Here is a 21,093-nt window from a genome sequence, read left to right on the forward strand (position 1 = left end):
CCTCCATGATCCGTAGCGGTTCAGGGAGTAACCCGTCTGTCGCCAAACTGAGCGGGTGCTCCCAAGGTGCTCCCGAAATCTGCCGGGAGCACCGGAGGGCCAGCGTAATGCCTGGTCAGAGGATTGCCAAGACCGGCGCGTCATAACGCACCGGTTGTGGACAACCTGCCCGCCCGAGCGAGGAGCCCCCGATGACCGACCCGAACACCCCGGCCGCGCCCGAAGCCGAGGCCGCGACCGACCGCCTCGACGCCGGCACCTACGAGGTCCTCCGCGCCCGCCTCGCCGACCAGGCCGCGAACCTCGCTCGCCGCGCCGAGGAGCTCAACACCCGCCGCCTCGACGTCTTCGGCGGCACCGAACTCACCCTCCTGGGCACCGAGCGCATCCGCACGCTGAACAACTGCGTCCCGCGCGACATCGTCCAGGTCGGCGGCCGGATGCTGTTCGGCTACAACGTCTTCATCGGCCTGCGCCCCGAGACCACCGTCGACGACGTCTTCTCCCTCCACCGCTTCGAACGCGACGGCGACGCCTTCACCTTCACCGCGGCGGAGGCCTCCGGCGCCGCCGAACTGCCCGGCCTGATCGCCGATCCGCAGTTCCAGCGCGACTTCGCCGAGATGTACCGCTACTACCGCCAGACGCACCTCACGCAGCTGCGCCGCGTCGAGGGCCGCCTGCTCGCGGTCTTCCAGATCGGCGAGAAGCTCGCCGACCTGCGCGTGCTGCGCTGGACCGTCGCCGCCGACGGCTCGGTGTCCTATCTGGACAATCGCGGCGAGCGCGACCACGTCTTCCCGGCCTCGCATGACTTCGAGTGGACCGAGACGACACGCGACGACCACGTCCTCGGCCGTTTCCCGCACATCTCGATCGGCGGGGAGGTCTTCGTCGAGACCGTCAACGGCGACCTGACCATCAAGATCGAGAACAACACCGAGTCCGGTGAGGGCATCTACCGCGAGCCCGTCGACGAGCCCCTGCAGAGCCTCGCCGACGCCGAGGTGGCCTACGCCCGCGTCGGCGCGCTGATCCTGCTGCGCATCCGCCCGTACAACGAGAAGGCCGCGCGGCACCTGGTCTTCAACACCCGCACCAAGTCCGTGCACCGGCTCGACGGGATCGGCCAGTCCTGCCGCACGCTGCCCGAGGACCAGGGCATCATCTTCCCCGGCGGCTACTACCTCGCCACCGGCGTGGCCAAGACCTTCGACGCCGACGTCGCCGACCTGGAGTTCGAGCGCGTCCTGCGCTCGCCCAACGGCGAGGACGTCCTCTACGTCTTCCACGAGCGCGCCGAGGGCCGCACGCTTCTGTTGCCCTACAACGTGATCCGCAAGGAGGTCGCGAGCCCGCTGACCTGTCACGGGTACTCGCTGTTCGACGACGGCACGATGGTCGCCTTCCGCGCCAACGGCGAGGAGCCTTCGCGGGTGCACCCGATGCAGGTGTGGCAGACGCCGTTCGTGTCCGACACCTTCGCGGCCGCGCAACCGGTCGGAACCGGTCCCCTGGAACGGATCGGGAACGCCGAACTGGTCCGCGGGGTCTCCGACTGCCTGTCGGTGGCGCGGATGGTCGGCGAGATGGCGCCCTCGATCGAGGTCTACGAGGCGCTCATCGCGACCTGCGTGCGCGCGATCGACAACTACCACTGGCTCGGGGACGAGGCCCTCGGCGGCCTGCGCGATCCCCTCGACGGTGTGCGCGCCACGGCCGAGCAGGTCCTCGACGAGTACGAGACCGTCCGGGAACTGACGGCCCAGTCGGCCGATGCGGTGGAGCGGGCCGCGGCCGAGACGGCGTCGATGATCCGCCGCTCCAGCGGCGAGGCGCCCAAGACCGCCGACGCCTGGGTCTCCCAGCTCGCCGAACTGCGTGGAGCGCAGGGCCACCTGATCACCCTGCGCGACATGCGATACGTCGACCTCGCGCGACTGTCCACTCTGGACGACGCGGTGGCCGGTGAGCTCAAGTCGGCCGCCGGGCGGGCGGTGGCCTTCCTGGAGGGCCCCGACGCCTTCGCCGGCTACCACGACTCCATCGACCGCCTTACCGCCGACGCCGAGGCGATCGCGAGCGTCGCCCAGTCGACCCCGCTCACCCAGCGGCTGGCCGAGCAGACCGCCGGACTCGAAGTCCTCACCGAGGTCGTGTCCACACTCGACATCGCCGACGCGACCGTCCGCACCCAGATCCTGGAACGGATCGGCGAGGTGCTGGCCGGTGTCAACCGCGCCCGCGCGACCCTGGACGCCCGCCGCCGTGAACTGCTGTCGGCCGAAGGCCGCGCCGAGTTCGCCGCCGAGTTCGCCCTCCTCGGCCAGGCCGTCACGGGCGCGCTCGCCGCGGCCGGGACGCCCGAGGCCTGCGACGAGCAGCTCGGCCGCCTCATGCTCCAGCTGGAGAACCTGGAGTCCCGCTTCGGCGAGTTCGACGACTTCCTCGGCGAACTGGCCGCCAAGCGCACCGACGTCTACGAGGCCTTCTCCTCGCGCAAGCAGACCCTGCTCGACGAGCGCGCCCGCCGCGCCGAACGCCTCGCCGACTCCGCCGCGCGGATCCTCGACAGCGTCAACCGGCGGGTGTCCACACTGGACTCCCTGGACGCGGTCAACACCTACTTCGCCACCGACCCGATGGTGTCGAAGCTGCGTTCGGTCACCGAGGAGCTGCGCGCGCTCGGCGACCAGGTCCGCGCCGAGGAACTGGCCGGCCGGATCAAGGCCGCGCGTCAGGAGGCCGGGCGTTCGCTGCGCGACCGCCAGGACCTCTACGACGGCGGCGGTGAGACGATCCGCTTCGGGCAGCACCGGCTGCCGGTCAACACCCAGCCGCTCGACCTGACGCTGGTACCGCAGGACGGACGGCTGGCGTTCTCGCTCACCGGCACCGACTACCGCAGCCTCGTCACGGATCCCGCCTTCGCCGAGACCCACGCCTACTGGGACCAGCTGCTGGTCTCCGAGACCGCCGAGGTCTACCGCGCGGAGTACCTCGCGTCGTCGATCCTGGCCGACGAACTGGCCGCCGGGCGGATCCTCCAGCTGCACGAGGCCGCCGTCGGCGACGGGCTGCCCGCCAAGGTCCGCGAGGCCGCCGAGTCCCGCTACGACGAAGGCTACGAGCGCGGTGTGCACGACCACGACGCCACCGAGATCTTGCGCGTCATGCTGCGCCTCTACGAGGCCGCCGGTCTCCTGCGCTACCCGCCGGACGCGCGCGCGGCCGCCCAGCTCTACTGGGCCTACGGCCCCGCCGAGACCGACCGGGCCGGGCTGCTGACCCGGATCGGTTCCCTGGCAAGGGTTCGCGAGGTCTTCGGGCTCCCGAAGGCGATGGGCGACCTGCTCGCCGAACTGGCGACCGCGATCGCCGCCTTCCACGCCGACCGCGAACTCCCGGGCGTCACCGACCCCGCGCTGGCCGCCGAGTACCTCTTCGAGGAGCTCGCCGGGTCCCGCAACGGGTTCGTCACCAGCGCCGCCGCCAAGTCGCTCGTGCAGCGTTTCCGGGCCGCCCTCGGCGGACCGGGATCGGCGCGGCTGGCCGGATACGAGGAGGACCTGCGCGGTCTCGGTGACGACCTCGCCGCCCGCCACCAGCTCGTCACGGCCTGGCTGGGCGCGTTCCTGTCGTCGACGGGTGAGGGCGACGTCGACCTGCCCGAGGCCGTCGCGGTCGAGGTCCTCGGTAAGGAACTGCCCCGCCGCGACTCCTCGGCGACGTTGACGGCCACAGTGGACGGTCTACTGGGGACACATCCGCGGATCGAGGCCCGGAAGATGGGGTTGCGCCTCGACGAGGTGCTCGCCCGCACCACCCGCTTCCGTCGCGAGCGCGTGCCCGGTTTCCGTTCCTACCAGCGGATCCGTAACGCCCTCGTGGACGCCGAGCGCGGCCGTCTGCGCCTCGACGAGTACAAGCCGAAGGTGTTGAGCTCCTTTGTGCGCAACCGCCTCCTCGACGAGGTGTACCTGCCGCTGATCGGCGCCAACCTGGCCAAGCAGATCGGTGCGGCCGGCGACGACAAGCGCACCGACCAGTCGGGCATGCTGCTGCTGATCTCCCCGCCCGGGTACGGCAAGACGACGCTCATGGAGTACGTCGCCTCCCGTCTCGGTCTGGTCTTCGTCAAGGTCAACGGCCCCTCGCTCGGCCACGACGTGACCTCCCTCGACCCCGCCGACGCGCCCAACGCGACCGCGCGTCAGGAGGTCGAGAAGATCAACTTCGCGCTCGAAGCGGGCGGGAACGTCCTGCTGTACCTCGACGACATCCAGCACACCTCGCCGGAACTGCTGCAGAAGTTCATCTCGCTGTGCGACGGGCAGCGCCGGATGGAGGGCGTCTGGGGCGGCCGGACCAAGACCTACGACCTGCGCGGCAAGCGCTTCGCCGTCTGCATGGCCGGCAACCCCTATACCGAGTCCGGGCAGCGCTTCCGGATCCCCGACATGCTCGCCAACCGCGCCGACGTGTGGAACCTCGGCGACGTCCTGTCGGGCCGGGAGGAACTCTTCTCCCTGAGCTACCTGGAGAACTCGCTCACCTCCAACGCCGTCCTCGCGCCACTGTCCACAAGGGAACGCGGCGACGTGGAGGTGCTGGTGCGGCTGGCCTCCGGCGACGCCTCGGCCACCCCCGAGCAGCTCGCGCACCCCTACTCGCCGACCGAGCTCGAACGCGTCCTCTCGGTACTGCGCAAGCTCCGCCACGTGCAGAAGACCGTGCTGGCCAACAACCAGGCCTACATCGCCTCGGCCGCCCAGTCCGACGCCGCCCGCACCGAACCGCCGTTCCAGCTGCAGGGCAGCTACCGCAACATGAACAAGCTCGCCGAGCGGGTCGTGGCCGCCATGAACGACGACGAGGTCGAGGCCGTCATCGACGACCACTACCTCGGCGAGGCCCAGACCCTCACCAGCGGCGCCGAGGCGAACCTCCTCAAACTCGCCGAACTGCGCGGGCGGCTCACCCCCGAGCAGGCCGCGCGCTGGGCCGAGGTCAAGGAGGGCTTCCTGCGGGCCCGCGCCCTCGGCGGCGACGGCGACGACCCGATGAGCCGCGCCGTCGGCGCCGTCGGGCTGCTCGCCGACCGGGTCGGCTCGGTGGAGAAGGCGATCCGGCAGGCGTCGGGGGGAGTGGGCCAGCCGGGCGTGACTGGGTAAGCGGGGTGCGACGGTCCGCTGGGAGGCCGGTGCGGGGTCGCGTTCGGGGCGACCGCGTGAGACGGATTCTCGTCCGTCCGGGATGTCGTACCTCGCCGGTATCGTCGCTGTTGGGGCCTCCTTCGCGGGCGTGGGCACGTCGCGTCCCGAAAGGTTGTCCACAACCGGCGGGTTATCCACAGGGAACTCCGTTCACGTTCGCCGTCCACGCCTGGCGGCGGGCTACGGTCGAAATTTGGGCGGAGGCCGGGAGGTCCCTGGCGGCATTCACGTTCTTGCGGGTGGGCCGGTCGGCCGTAGAGGCGCCAGGAGCGCCACACCACCCTGCTGTCGTGGTGGCCCGCCGGAGTCGGGTCGTCGCACTGTCGGTCCCGGTCCCGGTCCTCGCCCCGACCGGCCTCGGGCAGCTGATTCCGGCCGCGATCGCGGCCGCCACCCGGATCCTGGCGAACCTGGGAGCGTGACCCGCGCGGCGCCCGCGACGCGCATCACGCGCCATGATCACGTACGATCGCCCGCGCGCCACCCCGGCGCCCTGCGCGAAAGGCGTGCCATGCCCACCCCTCACCCGAACTTCCGGCTCCGCGGTGCCCTCATCACCGGCACCGCGGCCGTGCCGTGGACGATGATCGCCGACCTCGGTGGCGCGAACCTGCCCATCGGGATCGCGTCGCTGGTCCTCACCGCCGCCTGCGTCGGTGTCGCGCTGACCCTCGGCCGCAGGCCCGGCCCCGAGCGCACGCCCGCCGAGGGCTGGAACAAGACCTTCGGCCGCGTCGGACTCCTCGAACTGGCCGGGATCGGCCTCTCCGTGGCGATCCTCGCGCCGACCGGCCTCGCCCAGCTCATCCCCACCGCGATCGCGCTGGTCGTCGGCGTGCACTTCTTCCCGCTCGCGAAGGTCTTCGGGCAGCCGCAGTACCGGTGGACCGGCGTGGGCATGTGCCTGGCCGCCGCCGTCGCGCTCGTGCTGTTCGTGGCGAACCTGCGCGACCCGTCGATGGCCGTCGCCGGTCTCGGTACGGCCGCGACGCTGTGGGGCACCTCGCTGGCGGTCTCCGTGCGCGGCTGAGTCAGCCCCCGACCCCGCGCCGGTCCAGCGCCTCTATCCACGCCGCCGCCACGGCCGCGACCTGCACCAGCTCCCGGCGCAGCTTCACCGGGTCGGTCTCGGCGAGCGCCTCGGTGGTCTCCTCGGTGAGGATCTCCGCCCAGGTCAGCGTGCCGGCCTCGGCCGAGCGGTCGGTGATGGCGCGGGCCACCTCGGCGGCGGCGACCTGCGCGGCCCGGCCGGTCCCGTCGGGATGGTTCTGTTCGCCCCACAGGTCGTCCTGGCGGTGGCGTTCACTGGCGACGTCGGCGAGAACAGGCTGGGTCACGTTGCTCCTCCGGCGGCGTGTTCGAGGTGATGTTGCAAGAGGCTAGCGGCGGGTGTCGATGTGGGGAAGGGCGCGGTGGGGCGGGTGTCGGGTACGACTCCGCCCGCGCACCGGCGAACGCTTCCCGGTGTCGTCCCGAAGGCCTGGTCCGGGCGGGCGTGATCGGCTGTCCGCGCGGCCCTGATCCACATGGTGAACAAAAGGCCCCTTCATCTGGTGTTCATCCAGGTGACGGGGCCTTTTCGGTGAGCTGGTGGCGGGACTCGAACCCGCAACCTACCGCTTACAAGGCGGTTGCGCTGCCAATTGCGCCACACCAGCGAATTCCGCTCTGAATCGTACCGGGGGGATCTCTGACCGGGGAAACCTCCCGCCCCCGTACTCGCGTCTGGTCCGGTGACGGGCCCGAAAGCGCACGCGCGGAGACGGCGGGACGACGCTGCGGGCTGGCGGGGCGCGGGGATACTCGCGCCTTCGGATTTCGATAGGAGTCGATTGATGAACCGACGCAGCATCCTTCGCGGTCTCGCTCTCGGGGCGGCGGCGACACCCGCCGCCGTGCTACTGAGCGGACCCGCGCAGGCCGCCACCTACAGCGTGGTCGCGACCGAGCAGGTCGCCAACCGCCTGTACGTGTGGCCGACCGGCAAGTCCCTCTCCTGGGACAACCGCAGCTGGAGCTGGAGCCCCGGTACGGGCGGCTGGTCCAACCTCTCCGACGTCCGCCTGCGCAACACCTCCGCGCACGGCTGGGTCGTCCTCACCGCCGCCTCCGGCGGCCGGGTCGGCATCATCAACCACACCAGCGAGAAGGACGCCGAGCTCAACGACCTCCTCTGGTACGCCACCCCCGGCGGCAACCCGCACGCCATCGAGCGCATCGAGAACAACGGCTCGATCGTCGCCGCCAGCTCCAACGGCTATCTGACGCTCTACTCGCCGACCGCGATCAGCAAGCCCAGCACCCTCGCCAAGGTCGCCTCCTACAGCCTGCCCGGCGCGCACGGCGTCCTGTGGGACCCGGGCTCGAAGCTGCTGTGGGCGATCGGCGACAAGGTCATCCGCTGGTACGCCGTCACCGGCACCTACCGCGGCACCCGCCTGGCCCTCAAGGGCAGCAAGGCCATCAGCGGCCTCGGCCACGACCTCCAGCCCGACTACAAGGACAAGACCCGCCTGCTGTTCACCGCCAGCTACGGCACCTACGCCATCAACACCGCCACCAAGGCCGTCACGACCCTCTCCAGCGAGACCCGCGTGAAGGCCCTCGCCCGCCACTCCAGCGGCGAGTACGTCTCCATCCGCGCCGACAACACCGGCTCGCGCACCTGGGGCAGCCCGACCCTGCGCTTCTCCACCCTCGCCGACCGTTCCCGCACGGGCGCCGAGTTCTACAAGGTCCGCATCTGGACCCCCTCCTACGAGTAGCCCTCAGGGCGGCGGGGCGCGATGTTCACCCCGCCGCCTTCTCAGGTCCGCGACATGTCGGCCCGCGTCCCTAGACTGACGCCCATGCCAGCGCTCGCCCGCCGCCTGGGCCTCACCGACGCCGTCGTCATCGGCCTGTCGGCCATGCTCGGCGCCGGTGTCTTCGTCGCCTTCGCCCCCGCCGCGAGCCTCGCCGGAGGCCCGCTGTTGCTCGCCGCGCTGGCCGTCGCCGGTGTCGTCGCCTACTGCAACGCCTCCAGCAGTGCCGCGCTCGCCGCCCTCCATCCCGAATCGGGCGGCACCTACGTCTACGGCCGCGAACGCCTCGGGCCCTTCTGGGGTTTCCTCGCCGGGTGGGGCTTCGTCGTCGGCAAGACCGCCAGCTGCGCGGCCATGGCCCTGACGATCGGCGCCTACCTGTGGCCCGAGTACGCGCGACCGGTCGGGATCGCCGCCGTCACCGCCCTCACCGCGGTGAACCTGCGCGGGGTCGCCAAGACCGCCCTCGCCGCGAAGATCTTCCTCGCGGTCACCGCGGCCGTGCTGGTCCTCGTCGCGGCCGTCGGCGTCGGGGACCTCTCGGCGCCCCTCGACTTCGGGACTCCCGCCGGCGGTCTCCACGGTGTCCTCGGCGCCGCCGGGCTGATGTTCTTCGCCTTCGCCGGGTACGCCCGCATCGCCACCCTCGGCGAGGAGGTCCGCGAGCCCGCCCGCACCATCCCGCGCGCGATCGGGCTCGCCCTGGCCGTCGTCGTCGTCCTCTACGCGATCCTCGCCGTCATCGCGCTCCTCGTCCTCGGCCCCGCCCTGCCGAACTCGACCGCACCCCTCGCCGACGTCGTCACCACCGCCGGTCTCCCCGGCCTCGCGCCGGTCGTGCGCGTCGGTGCGGGCATCGCCGTCGTCGGTGTTCTGCTGTCGCTGCTCGCCGGGGTCGGCCGCACCACCCTGGCCATGGCCCGCCGCCGCGACCTGCCGGGTTTCCTCGCCGCCGTGCACCCGGTCCGGCAGGTCCCGCACCGCGCCGAACTCGCCGTCGGCGTGCTCGTCGCCGTGCTCGTCGCGGTCACCGACCTGCGCGGGGTCATCGGCTTCTCCAGCTTCGCCGTCCTCGGCTACTACGCCGTCGCCAACGCCTCGGCCTGGACCCTCGGTGGGCGGTGGCGGCGGATCGTCGCGGGCGTCGGGCTCGTCGGCTGCCTGGTCGTCGGCTTCAGCCTCCCGTGGCGCAGCCTCGCGGCGGGCGCGGCACTCCTGGCCGTGGGCGCGGTCGTGTACGCCGTTCGGCGCAGGGCCTGAGAGACGTTGCCGAGCGTCGCCGCCCCGCCTACGCTCGTCGGCGTGACCTTCGACTTCACCCGTGCCCGCGAGGAGACTCCGGGCTGCCTGCGCGTGGCCCACCTCAACAACGCCGGTTCCGCCCTGCCGCCCGCGCGCGTGACCGACGCGATGATCGACTACCTGCGGGTCGAGGCGAGGATGGGCGGCTACGAGGCCGCCGACGCGCACGCCTCCCGCGTCGAGGGCACCTACGACGCGGTCGCCGCGCTGATCGGCGCCCACCGTGACGAGATCGCCGTCGTCGAGAACGCCACCCGCGCCTGGGACATGGCCTTCTACGCCTTCGACTTCAAGCCCGGCGACAAGATCCTCACCGGCCGCAACGAGTACGCCAGCAACGCCATCGCGCATCTCCAGGTCGCCGCTCGAACCGGCGCGGTCGTCGAGGTCGTCGACGACGACGCGCACGGGCAGCTCGACGTCGACGACCTCCGCGCGCGCATCGACGAGCGCGTCAAGCTCATCTCCATCACGCACGTCCCGACCCAGGGCGGCCTGATCAACCCCGCCGCCGAGGTCGGGCGGGTCGCCCGCGAGTGCGAGATCCCCTACCTCCTCGACGCCTGCCAGTCGATCGGGCAGCTGGACATCGACGTCGAGGAGATCGGCTGCGACATCCTCTCGGCGACCGGCCGGAAGTTCCTGCGCGGCCCGCGCGGGACGGGTTTCCTCTACGTCCGTCGCGCCCTCATCGAGAAGCTCGAACCGCCCTTCCTCGACCTCCACGCGGCCGCCTGGACCGCGCCGGACGCCTACGAGATCCGCGCCGACGCCCGCCGCTTCGAGAACTGGGAGACCAACTACGCCGCCAAGATCGGCCTCGGCGTCGCCGCCGCCTACGCCGCCGAGTGGGGCATGAAGGCCGTCGAGGAACGCGTCCTCACCCTCGGGGAAACCCTCCGCCACCTGCTCGCCGATCACGACGGCGTGACCGTCCGCGACCTCGGCCGCCGCCGCGGCGGGATCGTCACCTTCACCGTCGACGGCGTCTCCGCCGACGAGGTCAAGCAGCGGCTGTCGCTGGCGGGCGTGAACACCAGCGTTTCCCGCGCGAGTTCGGCCCGCTACGACCTGCCGGCGCGGGGACTGGAGGAGGTCGTGCGGGCGTCGGTGCACTACTACAACACCGAGGAAGAGCTGGGGCGCCTGGTGGAGGCGCTGCCGAAGCCGCGGCGCTCCTAACCCGCGCCGTAGACCACCGCGCAGCCGTCGTAGACGTGCGTGCCGGGTTTCCCGCCCAGCTCGGGCAGGACCGTCTGGAGCCCGCGCGGATGGTCGGCGCCGCTTCGCCGGGCCGGTAGGCCGAGCCGCGTGGGCGGAGCGGACCCGGTTGCCGCGACATCTCGACGTGGGAGACCGGGTGCTCCGCCGACGAGGCGGTCGCCGCTGGCCGCGCGGGCGCCCAGTCCGGCACGTACAGGTGACCGGGGTAGCGCGTGTCGCCGGTGTCGACGAGGAGGGCCGTGTCGGCCCCGAAGAGCAGGAACACGAACGGCGCCGCGAAGTTCACCGACGTGTTCTGCCGCATGATCACGGTGTCCTCGGCGGCCGCGTGAGGCTGGTTCTCGGGCGCCGGGTCGTGCGTCGACGAGGGCCGGCCGGCGTGCCGGCGAACGTCGAGGTCGAGGCCGGGAAAGGCGCTCGCGGCGGCTCCGGCGAGAAGCGTGCGGGGTTCCTCCGTTGTGGCTCACCAGCCTCGCCGCCGCCGGGCCGGGCCGTCTCGGTCCCGGGGAGGATCCGGCGCGGGCGCGCGTGCGACGAGGGACCTACGCCCGGCGGGTAACGTCTGGCGCCATGCGGATCCTTCTGCTCGGCGGCACGGGGTTCATCGGCGGCGCGGTCGTCACCGAGGCGCTGGCGCGGGGGCACGAGCCGGTGCTGTTCACGCGGGGACGGACCGGGAGCGAGCTGTTTCCCGGGGTTTCCCGCCTGACCGGCGACCGCGACACCGGAGATCTGACCGCACTGCGCGCGGGCGAGTGGGACGCCGTGGTCGACCTGTCGGGCTACTACCCGGCGCAGGTCGCGCACGCGATGGAGGTTCTCGGCGACCGCGTCGGGCGCTACCTGTTCGTCTCCAGCCACGCCGTCTACGACCGCGCCAACGGCCCCGGCGCGACCGAGGACGCGCCCCGCCGTGAGCCGCTGCGCGAGGCCGACGTCCTCGACGACGACACCTACGGGCGCCTCAAAGTCGCCTGCGAGGACGACGTGCTCGCCCGCTACGGCGACCGCGCGACGATCGTGCGGCCGATCAAGGTGGTCGGTCCGGGCGACGTGCGCGACGCCGCGACGTACTGGGTGCGCCGGGCCGCGCGTGGTGGCAGGGTCGCGGTGCCCGGTTCGCCGGAGCAGCCGGTGCAGTTCGTGGACTCACGCGACCTGGCGAGCCTGATCGTGACGCTTGTCGAGGACGGCCGCGCGGGTGCCTTCCACGCCGTGGGACCGCCCGAGCCGGTGACCTTGGGAGGCGTGATCGAGGCGTGCGCGCGCCTGGCGGGGACCACGGTGGAGCCCGTCGCGGTGCCGTTGGGGGAGGTCCCGCGCTTCTTCCCGCTGACACGCGCGCCGGAGCTGTGGGACACCTTGCGTCGCGACGGGTCGAAAGCCTGGGCGGCGGGGATGCCGAAGACGCCCCTCGCCGAGACGCTGCGGGACGTGAAGGCGTGGGACGACGCGCGCGGGCGGCCGGAGCTGCCGAACGGGTTGACGGAGGGGCGGGAGGCAGAGCTTCTCGCCTGACCCGGCCGCGCGCTCGCCGTCGCTCGCGCTAACCCCGCGTCCGCGCCAGGTCCACGATGTCGCCGTACTCCGGGTGCTTCTCCACCCACCGCACGACGAACGGGCACAGCGCGAGCACGCGGATCCCGTCGCCGCGCGCGGTGTCCAGCGCGAAACGCGCGAGCTGCGAGCCGATGCCCTTGCCGCCGTAGGCGGGGTCGACCTCGGTGTGCACGAGGGCGATGCGTTCGTCGTCGCGCGCGTAGTCCAGGAAACCGGCGAGTTCGCCGTCCAGGTGCGCTTCGAAGCGGCGCGCCTCGGGCGCGTCGGTCACCACCACGTCAGCCATGTCTCTCCTCGTCTCGGCGTGAGTCCCGCGCAGGCCCCGGCGAGCCGCGGTCCTCAACGCAACCGGTGTCGTTCCTCCCGCGCGGCGAGCAGTCGCCGCACCACCGCCGGCTCAGCCTCCAACGCGGCGGGCTCGTCCAGCAATTCCCCGAGCCGCTTGTAGTACTGGGTCACGCTCAGTTCGAACTCGGCGACGATCGCCTGCTCCTTCGACCCCGCCCGCCGCCACCAGCGCTTCTCGAAGGCGAGGATCGCCAGCTCCTCGTCGCCGAGGGGCCTGCGGGGGGCGGGGACGTCGGCCATCAGACGAGGTCGATGAGGTCCGCGACGGAGTTGACCACGCGGTTGGGCTGGAAGGGGAAGCGGTCGACCTGCTCGCGCCCGGTGATGCCGGTGAGCACGAGGATCGTCTCCAGTCCGGCCTCCATGCCCGAGACGATGTCGGTGTCCATGCGGTCGCCGATCATCGCGGTCGACTCGGAGTGCCCCTCGACCTTGTTCAGCGCGCTGCGCATCATCAGCGGGTTGGGTTTCCCGACGAAGTAGGGCTCGACGCCCGTCGCCTTCGTGATGAGCGCGGCGACGGCACCGCACGCGGGCTGGATGCCCTCGGGGGACGGGCCGGTCGCGTCGGGGTTGGTCGCGATGAACCGCGCGCCGGCGTCGACGAGGCGGATGGCGCGGGTGATCGCGCCGAGACTGTAGGAGCGGGTCTCGCCGAGGATGACGTAGTCGGGGGAGATGTCGGTGAGGACGTAGCCGATCTCGTGCAGGGCGGTGGTCAGCCCGGCCTCGCCGATCACGTAGGCGCTGCCCTTGGGCCGCTGCGTGTTCAGGAAGTCGGCGGTGGCCAGCGCCGAGGTGTAGATCGCCTCGGGCGGCACGTCGAGCCCGGTGTTGCGCAGGCGGACGTGCAGGTCGCGAGGGGTGTAGATGGAGTTGTTGGTCAGCACGAGGAAGCGCCGACCGGTCTCCTTGAGCCGGTTGATGAACTCCTTGGCGCCCGGCACGGGGATGCCCTCATGCACGAGGACCCCGTCCATGTCCGACAGCCAGCATTCGATCGGCTTGCGCTCACTCATGATCTGATCGTCCCAGGTCGATGTGACATCTGTGGTACGGCTCGGTCAAACACGGACGACGGTCACTCCCGCCGTTTCGAACTCGTCGGTCACCTCGCGCGCGACGGAGGTGTCGGTCACGAGCGTGTGCACCTTCTCGATCGGGCAGATCCGCGCGAAGGCGTGCCCGCCGATCTTGGATCCGTCGGCGATGATGACGATCCGGCGCGCGCGGGCGGCCATGAGGGCGTTTATCGCCGCCTCGCCCTCGTGGTGGGCGGCGGCGCCGAGACGCACGTCGATGGCGTCGACGCCGAGGAACACCATGTCGAGGGTGATCTCGCGCAGTATCGGCGCCGCGAGCGGGCCGATCAGCTCGTAGGACTGGGGCCGGACGACACCGCCGACGACGACGACCTTCACGTGCGGGCGCACGATCATCTCGTTGGCGATGTTGAGGGCGTTGGTCACGATCGTCAGCGGCGTGGTGCCCGACTGCGTGACCAGTTCGGGCCTGGTCGCGAGGGAACGGGCGACCTCGGTCGTGGTCGTCCCGCCGTTGAGGCCGACGACCATGCCGGGCCCGACGAGGGCCGCCGCGGCCTCCCCGATGCGGTGCTTCTCGTCGATCCGCTTGGCCGACTTGTAGCGCAGCGGCAGGTCGTAGGACACCCCGTTGGCCACCGCCCCGCCGCGGGTTCTGGTGATCATCTGCTGTTGGGTGAGCTGGTCGAAGTCGCGGCGAATCGTCGCCTGCGACACGTGCATGCGCGCGGCGGCTTCCTCTACGGTGATCCGGCCGTCTGAGGCGAGGATCTCCAACAGCGTGTTCCAGCGGGCGTAGCGGTCCACGGCATCCCTTCTTCCCCCCGGTCTCGACTATGAGCGGGTTGGTGTGCACAATAATGCGCGAAAGCGGGCCGCAGCGTCGAACCCGATGCGCGTTTTTTCTCAGGCTTGCTCAAAAGCCCCCACAGGAGGATGTATGACGTACGTGGAAGCGGAGATCGCCAGCCAGCCGCTGCTGTGGCGCCGTGCCGTCGACGTCGCCGCCGAGCGTGCCGCCGCGCTGCCGAAGCCGGGCGAGCGGGTCGCCGTCGTCGGTTGTGGCACCTCCTGGTTCATGGGCCAGTCCTACGCCGAGCTCCGCGAGGCCGCCGGGCAGGGTGAGACCGACGCGTTCGCCGCCTCGGAGTTCCCCTACGGCCGCCGCTACGACCGCGTGCTGTCCATCTGCCGCTCGGGCACCACGACCGAGGTCCTCGACCTCTTCGGGCGCATCCCCGGCGACGTCCCGACCGTCGCGATCATCGGCGACCCGGACACGCCGCTGCCGAGCCTGGTCGGGGACAGCGTCATCCTGGACTGGGCCGACGAGAAGTCGGTCGTGCAGACCCGGTTCGCCACGTCCGCGCTCACCCTCCTGCGCGCCAGCCTCGGTGAGGACCTGACCAAGGCCATCGCGGACGCCGAGGAGGCCGTCGCCGCTCCGCTGCCCCTGGACGTGTCCACGGTGGAGCAGGTCACCTTCCTGGGCCGCGGCTGGACGAACGGCCTGGCGGCCGAGGCCGGGCTGAAGATGCGCGAGGCCGCGACCTTCTGGACCGAGTCCTACCCGGCCATGGAGTACCGCCACGGCCCCATCTCCATCACCGGCCCCAAGCGCGTGGCCTGGATGTTCGGCGCGGCGCCCGAGGGCCTCGACGCCGACGTCGCCGCGACCGGCGGGACCTTCGTGACCAGCGACCTCGACCCGGTCGCCGACCTGATCCGTGCGCAGCGCGCGGCCGTCGCGCTCGCCCAGCACCAGGGCTTCGACCCCGACAACCCGCGCAACCTGACGCGTTCGGTCGTCCTGTCGTGATCGGCCGGCGAGCGGAGTTGCGCGCGGGGACGAACCGATGAGCACGCCCGCGCCGAAAGAGCCCATGGGCGATGTCGTCATCGCCATCGACGTCGGCGGCACGCTCATGAAGTGCGCGCTGGTGTCGACCGCCGGCGCGGTCCTGCACAGCGTGCGCCGCCCGACCGACCGCGAACGCGGCCCGGACGCGATCGTCGAGGCCGTCCTCAACACCGTCGGCGACCTCGCCGCGCAGGCCAAGGCCTTCGGCGGGAACCCCCTCGCGGTCGGCCTGACCGTGCCGGGCGTGATCGACGCCGCCGAGGGCGTCGCCGTGTACGCCTCCAACCTGGGCTGGCGGGACGTGCCCTTCCGCGCGCTCGTCGAGGCGAAGGTGGGCCTCCCGGCCGCGCTGGGGCACGACGTGCGCAGCGGTGCCCTCGCCGAGTACCGGCTGGGCGCGGGCCGGGGCAGTGAGTACATGCTCTTCGTGGCGATCGGTACGGGCATCGCCGCCGGGTTCTTCCCGCGCGGGGTCGGCCTGGACGGCGCGCACGGTTCGGCCTGCGAGATCGGGCACATCGTCGTCGAACCCGGCGGCGAGCTCTGCGGCTGCGGCCAGCGCGGTTGCGTCGAGGCCGTCGCCTCGGCCGCGACCATCGCGCGCGCCTATGCCGCGGCGACCGGTGCGGACATCGGCGCCGCCGAGGTCGCCCACCGCGCCGCCGAGGGCGAGGAGGCGGCACTGGCGGTGTGGAACCGCGCGGTGGACATCCTCGCGCGCGGCCTGCTGACCGGGATCAGCCTCTACGACCCCGACACGATCGTGCTCGGCGGCGGACTCGCCGAGGCCCGCGCGACGCTCTTCGACCCCCTGGAGAAGTCGCTGCGGGAGAAGGCCGTCGCCTTCCACACGCTTCCGCGCCTGGTGCGCGCCGAACTCGGCGACGAGGCCGGGTGCATCGGCGCCGCACTCCTGGGCATGGACCGCTTGAAGGAGAACAGCGCATGAGCCCCACCGGCAACATCGTCACTCCCGAGGGCATCGTCCGCGGCGAGGTTCTGCTCGACGAGGAGCGGATCGTCGGCGTCCAGGCCGACGCGACCGTCAAGGGCGACACCTACATCGTGCCCGGCTTCGTCGACATCCACTGCCACGGCGGGGACGGCGCGTCCTACACCGTCGGCGACGCCGAACAGGCGATCGTCGCCGCCGAGTTCCACCTCCGGCACGGCACGACCACGACCCTCGCGTCGCTGGTCAGCTCGCCGAAGGAGCTGATGCTCCAGGCGATCGAGGCCTTCAAACCCCTCGTCGACGACGGCATCCTCGCCGGCATCCACTTCGAGGGCCCGTACCTGGCCTCCTCCCGTTGCGGCGCCCAGAATCCCGCCTTCCTGCGCGACCCCGACCTCGATGAGCTCGCCGAGTTGGTCGACGCCGGTGCGGGCGCGGTGAAGATGATGACGATCGCGCCGGAGCGCGCGGGCGCGGCCGAGGCGATCGCCTACCTGGCCTCGCGCGGTGTCATCGCGTCGATCGGGCACACCGACGCCTCCTACGAGGTCGCCAAGGACGGTGTCGCCGCCGGTGCGACCGCCGCGACGCACGTGTTCAACGGGATGCGCCCGGTCGGGCATCGCGATCCCGGCCCGGTCGTGGCGGTCATGGACTCGCCGTCGGTGGTCTGCGAGTTCATCGTGGACCCGGTGCACCTGCACATGGGCACGGTCTCCTTCGCGGTCAACGCCATCGGCGCCGACCGGATCGCGGCGATCACCGACGCGATGTCGGCGACCGGGATGCCCGAAGGCGAGTACGAGCTCGGCGGGCTTCGGGTGAAGGTCGCCGACGGTGCCGCGCGGCTGGTCGAGGGCGGTTCGATCGCGGGCTCGACGATCACCATGATCGACGCCTTCCGCAACGCCGTCCACGGCGCCGGTGTGAGCGTCGAGGACGCGGTGAAGATGACCGCGACGACGCCCGCGCGGCTCCTCGGACTGTCCGATGTGGGCGCCGTGACGCACGGGCTGCGCGCGGATCTGCTCGAACTCGACGCCGAACTGAACCTGCGCGGCGTCATGCGCGCCGGGGTGTGGGTGCACCGGGCGTGATCCTCACCGTCACCCTCAACGCGGCGCTCGACCTCACCTACGTGGTCGACGCGCTCGTACCGCACCGGGCGCATCGGGTGTCCACTGTGGTCGAGAAGGCGGGCGGCAAGGGCCTCAACGTCGCCCGGGTGCTCAGTCACCTCGGCGAGAAGACCGTGGCGACCGGGCTTCTGGGCGGCCGCAATGGTTCCCGCGTCGCCGAACTGCTCGGCGACTCACCCGCCCGCATGCGCACGGCCTTCGCGACGATCGCGGGGGAGACCCGGCGGACGGTGGTCGTCGTCGACGGCGACGCCACCGGCTTCTGGGAACCCGGGCCGGTCGTGACCGAGGCCGAGTGGTCGTCCTTTGTGGGCCACTACACCGCGCTGCTCACGATCTCGCGCGTCGCCGTGCTCTCCGGGAGCCTCCCGGCGGGCCTGCCCGTCGACGCCTACGCGGTCCTCGTGACCGCCGCCCGCGCGGCGGGCGTCCGGGTCGTCCTCGACACCTCCGGTCCCGCGCTGGCCGCCGCGCTCCCCGCCGGACCGGACCTGGTCAAGCCCAACGCCGAGGAACTCGCCGAGGTCGCACCGGACGCCGACCTGTCCACCGTGGACGGAGTACTCGCCGCGGCCTCCGCGCTGCGCGGACACGGCGTCGGCACGGTCCTCGCCTCACGCGGCCCCGAAGGGCTCATCGCGCTCACCCCCGACGGCGCCTTCCGTGCCGTCCCACCGCATGCCGTCAGCGGCAACCCGACCGGCGCCGGCGACGCCTGCGTCGCGGCGATCGCGCGCGCCTGGCGCCACCGCACGCCCTGGCCCGGCGCGCTCCGCGACGCCGTCGCCGCCTCGGCCGCCGCCGTGGCCGCGCCCCAGGCCGGCGACCTCGACACCCGCACCTTCCTGTCGCTGCGCCACGGCGTTGCCGTCACCGAACTCTAGGAGTACGCGATGCCCCTCGCCCCCACCGCACAACTCGTCGCCGACGCCCGCGCCGAGGGCCTCGGGCTCGGCGCCTTCAACGTCATCGCGATCGAGCACGCCGAGGCCATCGTCGCCGGGGCCGAGACCGCCGGGGCGCCCGTGATCCTCCAGATCAGCGAGAACGCCGTCAAGTTCCACCACGGGAAACTCGCGCCGATCGCCCTGGCCACCGCCGCGATCGCCAAGGACGCCACCGTCCCCGTCGCCCTGCACCTCGACCACGTCGAGTCGGAGTCCCTGTGGCGGCAGGCCCCCGCGCTCGGCTTCGGCTCGGTCATGGTCGACGCCTCCAAGCTCCCCTACGACGAGAACGTCGCGGCCACCGCGCACGCCGTGGAATACCTCCGCTCGCACGGGCTCTACGTCGAGAGCGAACTCGGCAAGGTTGGCGGCAAGGAAGGCGAAGAACCCCTCGGCGCGCACGCCCCCGGCGCCCGCACCGACCCCGGCGAGGCACTGTCCTATGTGGAGGCGACGGGCGTCGACGCGCTCGCCGTCGCCGTCGGCTCCTCGCACGCCATGACCTCCCGCGACGCCGCCCTCGACCACGAACTCATCGCCCGGATCGCCGCCGCCGTACCGGTTCCGCTGGTCCTGCACGGCTCCTCCGGCGTCCCCGACGGCGAACTCGCCCGCGCCGTCACGGCCGGCATGGTGAAGATCAACATCGGTACCGCGCTCAACATCGCCTTCACCGGCGCCGTCCGCGACTACCTCGACGCCGAGCCGGCGGCCGTCGACCCGCGCAAGTACGTCAAGGCCGGCCGCGAAGCCATGGCCGCGACCGTCGCGCACTTCCTCGGCGTGCTGCGCGACCCCGCCTGAGCCGCCCGTGCGACAAAGGCCGTCCCGCCGGGGCGGCCTTTTCGCATGTCGGGGCGACGACGGCGGGCAAGTGGATCTTCCGGGCGGTTCATTACCGAACCATGACATTCGCCCGGCAACTTTTCGGCGCTCCGCACCCGTTCTTCACCGGTAGGCCGAAACGGAGGAAGAACATGCGACGCGCCCGGACCACCGGCACGAAACGAGCCGCCCGGTACTCGATCACCATCGCCGCCCTCATCGCCGCCGCCGCGGCCACCGGATGGCTCGCCCCACCCGTCGGCGAAGCCCCGCCCGCCGACCCGAACGCCCTCGCGCAACAGGCCCTCGACCTCGAAGGCCGCGTCTACCACGCCGCCACCACACGCGAACACCACTGCATGGAGAAACAGGGTTTCACCGCCCACCCCGACGACGCCGACCTCTCCGACTACATCCTCGTCCCCACCCTCGACGAAGCCGCCGAACACGGCTTCGTCAACGCCGAGGAGGAGGCCGCCACCTCCGGCTTCACCGCCAAACCCGTCGCCTACCAGGACGCCTACTTTACCGCCCTCGCCGGAGATCCCGACTGGGACCGCGCATCCGGCGCCCCACCCCTGCCCGGCACCTGCCTCGCCCAGGTCAACGAACGCCTCTACGGCGACCGCATCGCCCCATCCCGCCCCGGCGCCTTCGACCCCGCCAACCAAGAGGCCCTCTTCACCGAGGATCCCCGCCTGATCACCGCATATGACGACTGGCGCGCATGCCTGCGCGGCAAAGGTGACCACCCCGACTTCGCCACCGTCGACCAGGCCCGCAAACACGCCGAAGGCTTCTACGAGGACGACGACTACACCGAGGCCCGCCGGAAGGAACTCGCCCTCGCCGTCGACGTCTCGGTCTGTGCCAGCGGATCCGGCCTCCGCGAGGCCTACCGCGCGGCCCGCGAAAGCGCCCGCGCCACCCTCTACGAACGCTTCCGGCCGCAGATCACCACCTGGTGCGAGACCCTGCGGACCGCGCTCGACCGCGCCGACGAGGACGCCGATGCGTAGACCCGCCGCCCTCGCGCTGTCGGCGCTGCTCGCCCTCTCCGCCTGCGGCACCGCCGAAAGCGACGACCCGCCACCCGTCCCCGACGGCTGGGCCGTCCTCGACGAGGGCACCGAGCTCTACGTCGAACTCGGCCACATCCGCTGGGAACTGGAACGCGAATGCATGGCGGGCAAGGGTTTCGACGTCCACCCCCGCCAGAATGAGCAGCGGCTCGCCGACTGGCGGCCCGTCGACCGTGAAGCACCGATCCTCGCCCCGAGCGTCGAAGAGGCCCGGCAGGTCGGCCTCGGCATGGACCCGGTGAAGCCCGCGCCCTCACCGGAGCCCGACGACCCTTTCAACGCCGAGTCCGGGAAATACCGCGACGACTACCTCAACGCCTACTACGGCGAAGCCGAGGCCGGCGAATACGGCGCGGAGTCCTGCGTCGCGACGGTCCACCGCGACATGTTCGACGAAGCGCCCACAACCGGGGCCTGGCAACCGATCCCGGTACCCGACGCCATCGACTGGACCGCCCGCCGGGAGATGTACTACGCGATCCCGGCCATCGTGACGGCGTCGGCGGCCTGGCGCGCGTGCCTGAAAGGCAAAGGCCGCAAAGGTTTCGAGACCATCGAGGAAGCCCGCACCCACTATTACACGATCACCGGCGAAGACGACCGTCAGGACTTCGCCGTCGACGTCGCCACCTGCGTCGACGCCTCCGGCTGGCGTGAGGTCCACACCGGCTCCTGGCGCATCGCCGTCGACCGGCTCGTCACCGAACAACTGCCGCAGATCCGCGCGTGGAGCGCCGAACTGGCACAGATCCTCGACGACGCCGAAGACCTGCTCCCCGCATGACGC

At 71.8% G+C, this 21,093-nt stretch carries 19 protein-coding genes and 1 tRNA gene; 14 read left to right on the plus strand and 6 right to left on the minus strand.

Annotated elements, in window-relative coordinates:
- The first annotated feature begins 191 nt into the window (after positions 1-191).
- The 3 genes from HNR73_RS35440 (at position 192) to HNR73_RS35445 (ending at position 6,246) form a co-directional block, all read left to right on the plus strand.
- Positions 192-5,174 carry a DNA repair ATPase gene (locus HNR73_RS35440; RefSeq protein WP_184792433.1) on the plus strand — a complete coding sequence of 1,661 codons (4,983 nt, stop codon included), beginning with the start codon at positions 192-194 and terminating at the stop codon, positions 5,172-5,174.
- A gap of 332 nt (positions 5,175-5,506) precedes the next feature.
- The gene (locus HNR73_RS40415; RefSeq protein ID WP_260337645.1) at positions 5,507-5,638 is read left to right on the plus strand and encodes a hypothetical protein; all 132 of its coding nucleotides are present in this window, start codon (positions 5,507-5,509) and stop codon (positions 5,636-5,638) included.
- 89 nt (positions 5,639-5,727) lie between these two features.
- Complete coding sequence (locus tag HNR73_RS35445) at positions 5,728-6,246, plus strand: hypothetical protein (protein ID WP_184792434.1); 519 nt, start codon at positions 5,728-5,730, stop codon at positions 6,244-6,246.
- A 1-nt stretch (position 6,247) separates the two neighbouring features.
- Here HNR73_RS35445 and HNR73_RS35450 read toward each other — a convergent pair whose 3' ends face one another.
- The gene (locus HNR73_RS35450) at positions 6,248-6,553 is read right to left on the minus strand and encodes a hypothetical protein (protein WP_184792435.1); all 306 of its coding nucleotides are present in this window, start codon (positions 6,551-6,553) and stop codon (positions 6,248-6,250) included.
- Between the two features lie 248 nt (positions 6,554-6,801).
- Positions 6,802-6,874: transfer RNA gene (locus HNR73_RS35455), tRNA-Thr, on the minus strand.
- 177 nt (positions 6,875-7,051) lie between these two features.
- Between HNR73_RS35455 and HNR73_RS35460 the strand changes: the two genes are divergently transcribed.
- The 4 genes from HNR73_RS35460 to HNR73_RS35475 all read left to right on the plus strand — a co-directional run bounded on the left by HNR73_RS35460 (position 7,052) and on the right by HNR73_RS35475 (position 12,064).
- A complete protein-coding gene (locus tag HNR73_RS35460) occupies positions 7,052-7,981 on the plus strand; it encodes a DUF6528 family protein (protein WP_184792436.1) in 930 nt (309 codons plus the stop codon).
- An 84-nt stretch (positions 7,982-8,065) separates the two neighbouring features.
- Positions 8,066-9,280 carry an APC family permease gene (locus tag HNR73_RS35465; protein ID WP_184792437.1) on the plus strand — a complete coding sequence of 405 codons (1,215 nt, stop codon included), beginning with the start codon at positions 8,066-8,068 and terminating at the stop codon, positions 9,278-9,280.
- Between the two features lie 42 nt (positions 9,281-9,322).
- A complete protein-coding gene (locus tag HNR73_RS35470; protein ID WP_184792438.1) occupies positions 9,323-10,504 on the plus strand; it encodes an aminotransferase class V-fold PLP-dependent enzyme in 1,182 nt (393 codons plus the stop codon).
- A gap of 612 nt (positions 10,505-11,116) precedes the next feature.
- Positions 11,117-12,064, plus strand: coding sequence for an NAD-dependent epimerase/dehydratase family protein (locus HNR73_RS35475; RefSeq protein WP_184792439.1), 948 nt, complete (start codon positions 11,117-11,119; stop codon positions 12,062-12,064).
- Between the two features lie 28 nt (positions 12,065-12,092).
- On the opposite strand, the gene HNR73_RS35480 is transcribed toward HNR73_RS35475, so the two are convergent.
- The 4 genes from HNR73_RS35480 to HNR73_RS35495 are packed head-to-tail and all read right to left on the minus strand — an operon-like array spanning position 12,093 to position 14,304.
- Complete coding sequence (locus HNR73_RS35480; RefSeq protein ID WP_184792440.1) at positions 12,093-12,392, minus strand: GNAT family N-acetyltransferase; 300 nt, start codon at positions 12,390-12,392, stop codon at positions 12,093-12,095.
- A 53-nt stretch (positions 12,393-12,445) separates the two neighbouring features.
- On the minus strand, positions 12,446-12,694 hold the full coding sequence (locus tag HNR73_RS35485; protein WP_184792441.1) for a DUF3263 domain-containing protein: 249 nt from the start codon (positions 12,692-12,694) through the stop codon (positions 12,446-12,448).
- Positions 12,694-13,473, minus strand: coding sequence for an HAD-IIA family hydrolase (locus HNR73_RS35490; protein WP_184792442.1), 780 nt, complete (start codon positions 13,471-13,473; stop codon positions 12,694-12,696). Before HNR73_RS35490 ends, HNR73_RS35485 begins: the two co-directional genes overlap by 1 nt.
- Before the next feature lie 45 nt (positions 13,474-13,518).
- Complete coding sequence (locus HNR73_RS35495; RefSeq protein ID WP_184792443.1) at positions 13,519-14,304, minus strand: DeoR/GlpR family DNA-binding transcription regulator; 786 nt, start codon at positions 14,302-14,304, stop codon at positions 13,519-13,521.
- 133 nt (positions 14,305-14,437) lie between these two features.
- Here HNR73_RS35495 and HNR73_RS35500 point away from each other — a divergent pair, with 133 nt between their 5' ends.
- The 7 genes from HNR73_RS35500 to HNR73_RS35530 all read left to right on the plus strand — a co-directional run bounded on the left by HNR73_RS35500 (position 14,438) and on the right by HNR73_RS35530 (position 21,090).
- Positions 14,438-15,316: an SIS domain-containing protein gene (locus HNR73_RS35500; protein WP_184792444.1), complete on the plus strand. Its 879-nt coding sequence runs from the start codon at positions 14,438-14,440 to the stop codon at positions 15,314-15,316.
- A gap of 37 nt (positions 15,317-15,353) precedes the next feature.
- A complete protein-coding gene (locus HNR73_RS35505) occupies positions 15,354-16,307 on the plus strand; it encodes an ROK family protein (protein WP_239122300.1) in 954 nt (317 codons plus the stop codon).
- The gene (gene nagA, locus HNR73_RS35510; RefSeq protein ID WP_184792445.1) at positions 16,304-17,410 is read left to right on the plus strand and encodes an N-acetylglucosamine-6-phosphate deacetylase; all 1,107 of its coding nucleotides are present in this window, start codon (positions 16,304-16,306) and stop codon (positions 17,408-17,410) included. Before HNR73_RS35505 ends, nagA begins: the two co-directional genes overlap by 4 nt.
- Complete coding sequence (locus tag HNR73_RS35515; RefSeq protein ID WP_184792446.1) at positions 17,407-18,336, plus strand: 1-phosphofructokinase family hexose kinase; 930 nt, start codon at positions 17,407-17,409, stop codon at positions 18,334-18,336. The genes nagA and HNR73_RS35515 overlap by 4 nt, the downstream gene beginning before the upstream one ends.
- 9 nt (positions 18,337-18,345) lie before the next feature.
- Positions 18,346-19,203: a class II fructose-bisphosphate aldolase gene (locus tag HNR73_RS35520; protein WP_184792447.1), complete on the plus strand. Its 858-nt coding sequence runs from the start codon at positions 18,346-18,348 to the stop codon at positions 19,201-19,203.
- A gap of 173 nt (positions 19,204-19,376) precedes the next feature.
- Entirely contained in the window at positions 19,377-20,243 is an 867-nt protein-coding gene (locus HNR73_RS35525; protein ID WP_184792448.1) for a hypothetical protein, read from the plus strand.
- Positions 20,236-21,090: a hypothetical protein gene (locus tag HNR73_RS35530; protein WP_184792449.1), complete on the plus strand. Its 855-nt coding sequence runs from the start codon at positions 20,236-20,238 to the stop codon at positions 21,088-21,090. Before HNR73_RS35525 ends, HNR73_RS35530 begins: the two co-directional genes overlap by 8 nt.
- The last annotated feature ends 3 nt before the right edge of the window (positions 21,091-21,093 follow it).

The organism is Phytomonospora endophytica (assembly GCF_014202425.1).
Lineage (GTDB): Bacteria > Actinomycetota > Actinomycetes > Mycobacteriales > Micromonosporaceae > Phytomonospora > Phytomonospora endophytica.

Coding starts and splice junctions, on each gene's coding strand:
- HNR73_RS35440 (WP_184792433.1), top strand. CDS start 192: ATGACCGACCCGAACACCCCGGCCGCGCCCGAAGCCGAGGCCGCGACC.
- HNR73_RS35445 (WP_184792434.1), top strand. CDS start 5,728: ATGCCCACCCCTCACCCGAACTTCCGGCTCCGCGGTGCCCTCATCACC.
- HNR73_RS35460 (WP_184792436.1), top strand. CDS start 7,052: ATGAACCGACGCAGCATCCTTCGCGGTCTCGCTCTCGGGGCGGCGGCG.
- HNR73_RS35465 (WP_184792437.1), top strand. CDS start 8,066: ATGCCAGCGCTCGCCCGCCGCCTGGGCCTCACCGACGCCGTCGTCATC.
- HNR73_RS35475 (WP_184792439.1), top strand. CDS start 11,117: ATGCGGATCCTTCTGCTCGGCGGCACGGGGTTCATCGGCGGCGCGGTC.
- HNR73_RS35480 (WP_184792440.1), bottom strand. CDS start 12,392: ATGGCTGACGTGGTGGTGACCGACGCGCCCGAGGCGCGCCGCTTCGAA.
- HNR73_RS35485 (WP_184792441.1), bottom strand. CDS start 12,694: ATGGCCGACGTCCCCGCCCCCCGCAGGCCCCTCGGCGACGAGGAGCTG.
- HNR73_RS35490 (WP_184792442.1), bottom strand. CDS start 13,473: ATGAGTGAGCGCAAGCCGATCGAATGCTGGCTGTCGGACATGGACGGG.
- HNR73_RS35500 (WP_184792444.1), top strand. CDS start 14,438: ATGACGTACGTGGAAGCGGAGATCGCCAGCCAGCCGCTGCTGTGGCGC.
- HNR73_RS35505 (WP_239122300.1), top strand. CDS start 15,354: ATGAGCACGCCCGCGCCGAAAGAGCCCATGGGCGATGTCGTCATCGCC.
- nagA (WP_184792445.1), top strand. CDS start 16,304: ATGAGCCCCACCGGCAACATCGTCACTCCCGAGGGCATCGTCCGCGGC.
- HNR73_RS35520 (WP_184792447.1), top strand. CDS start 18,346: ATGCCCCTCGCCCCCACCGCACAACTCGTCGCCGACGCCCGCGCCGAG.
- HNR73_RS35525 (WP_184792448.1), top strand. CDS start 19,377: ATGCGACGCGCCCGGACCACCGGCACGAAACGAGCCGCCCGGTACTCG.
- HNR73_RS35530 (WP_184792449.1), top strand. CDS start 20,236: ATGCGTAGACCCGCCGCCCTCGCGCTGTCGGCGCTGCTCGCCCTCTCC.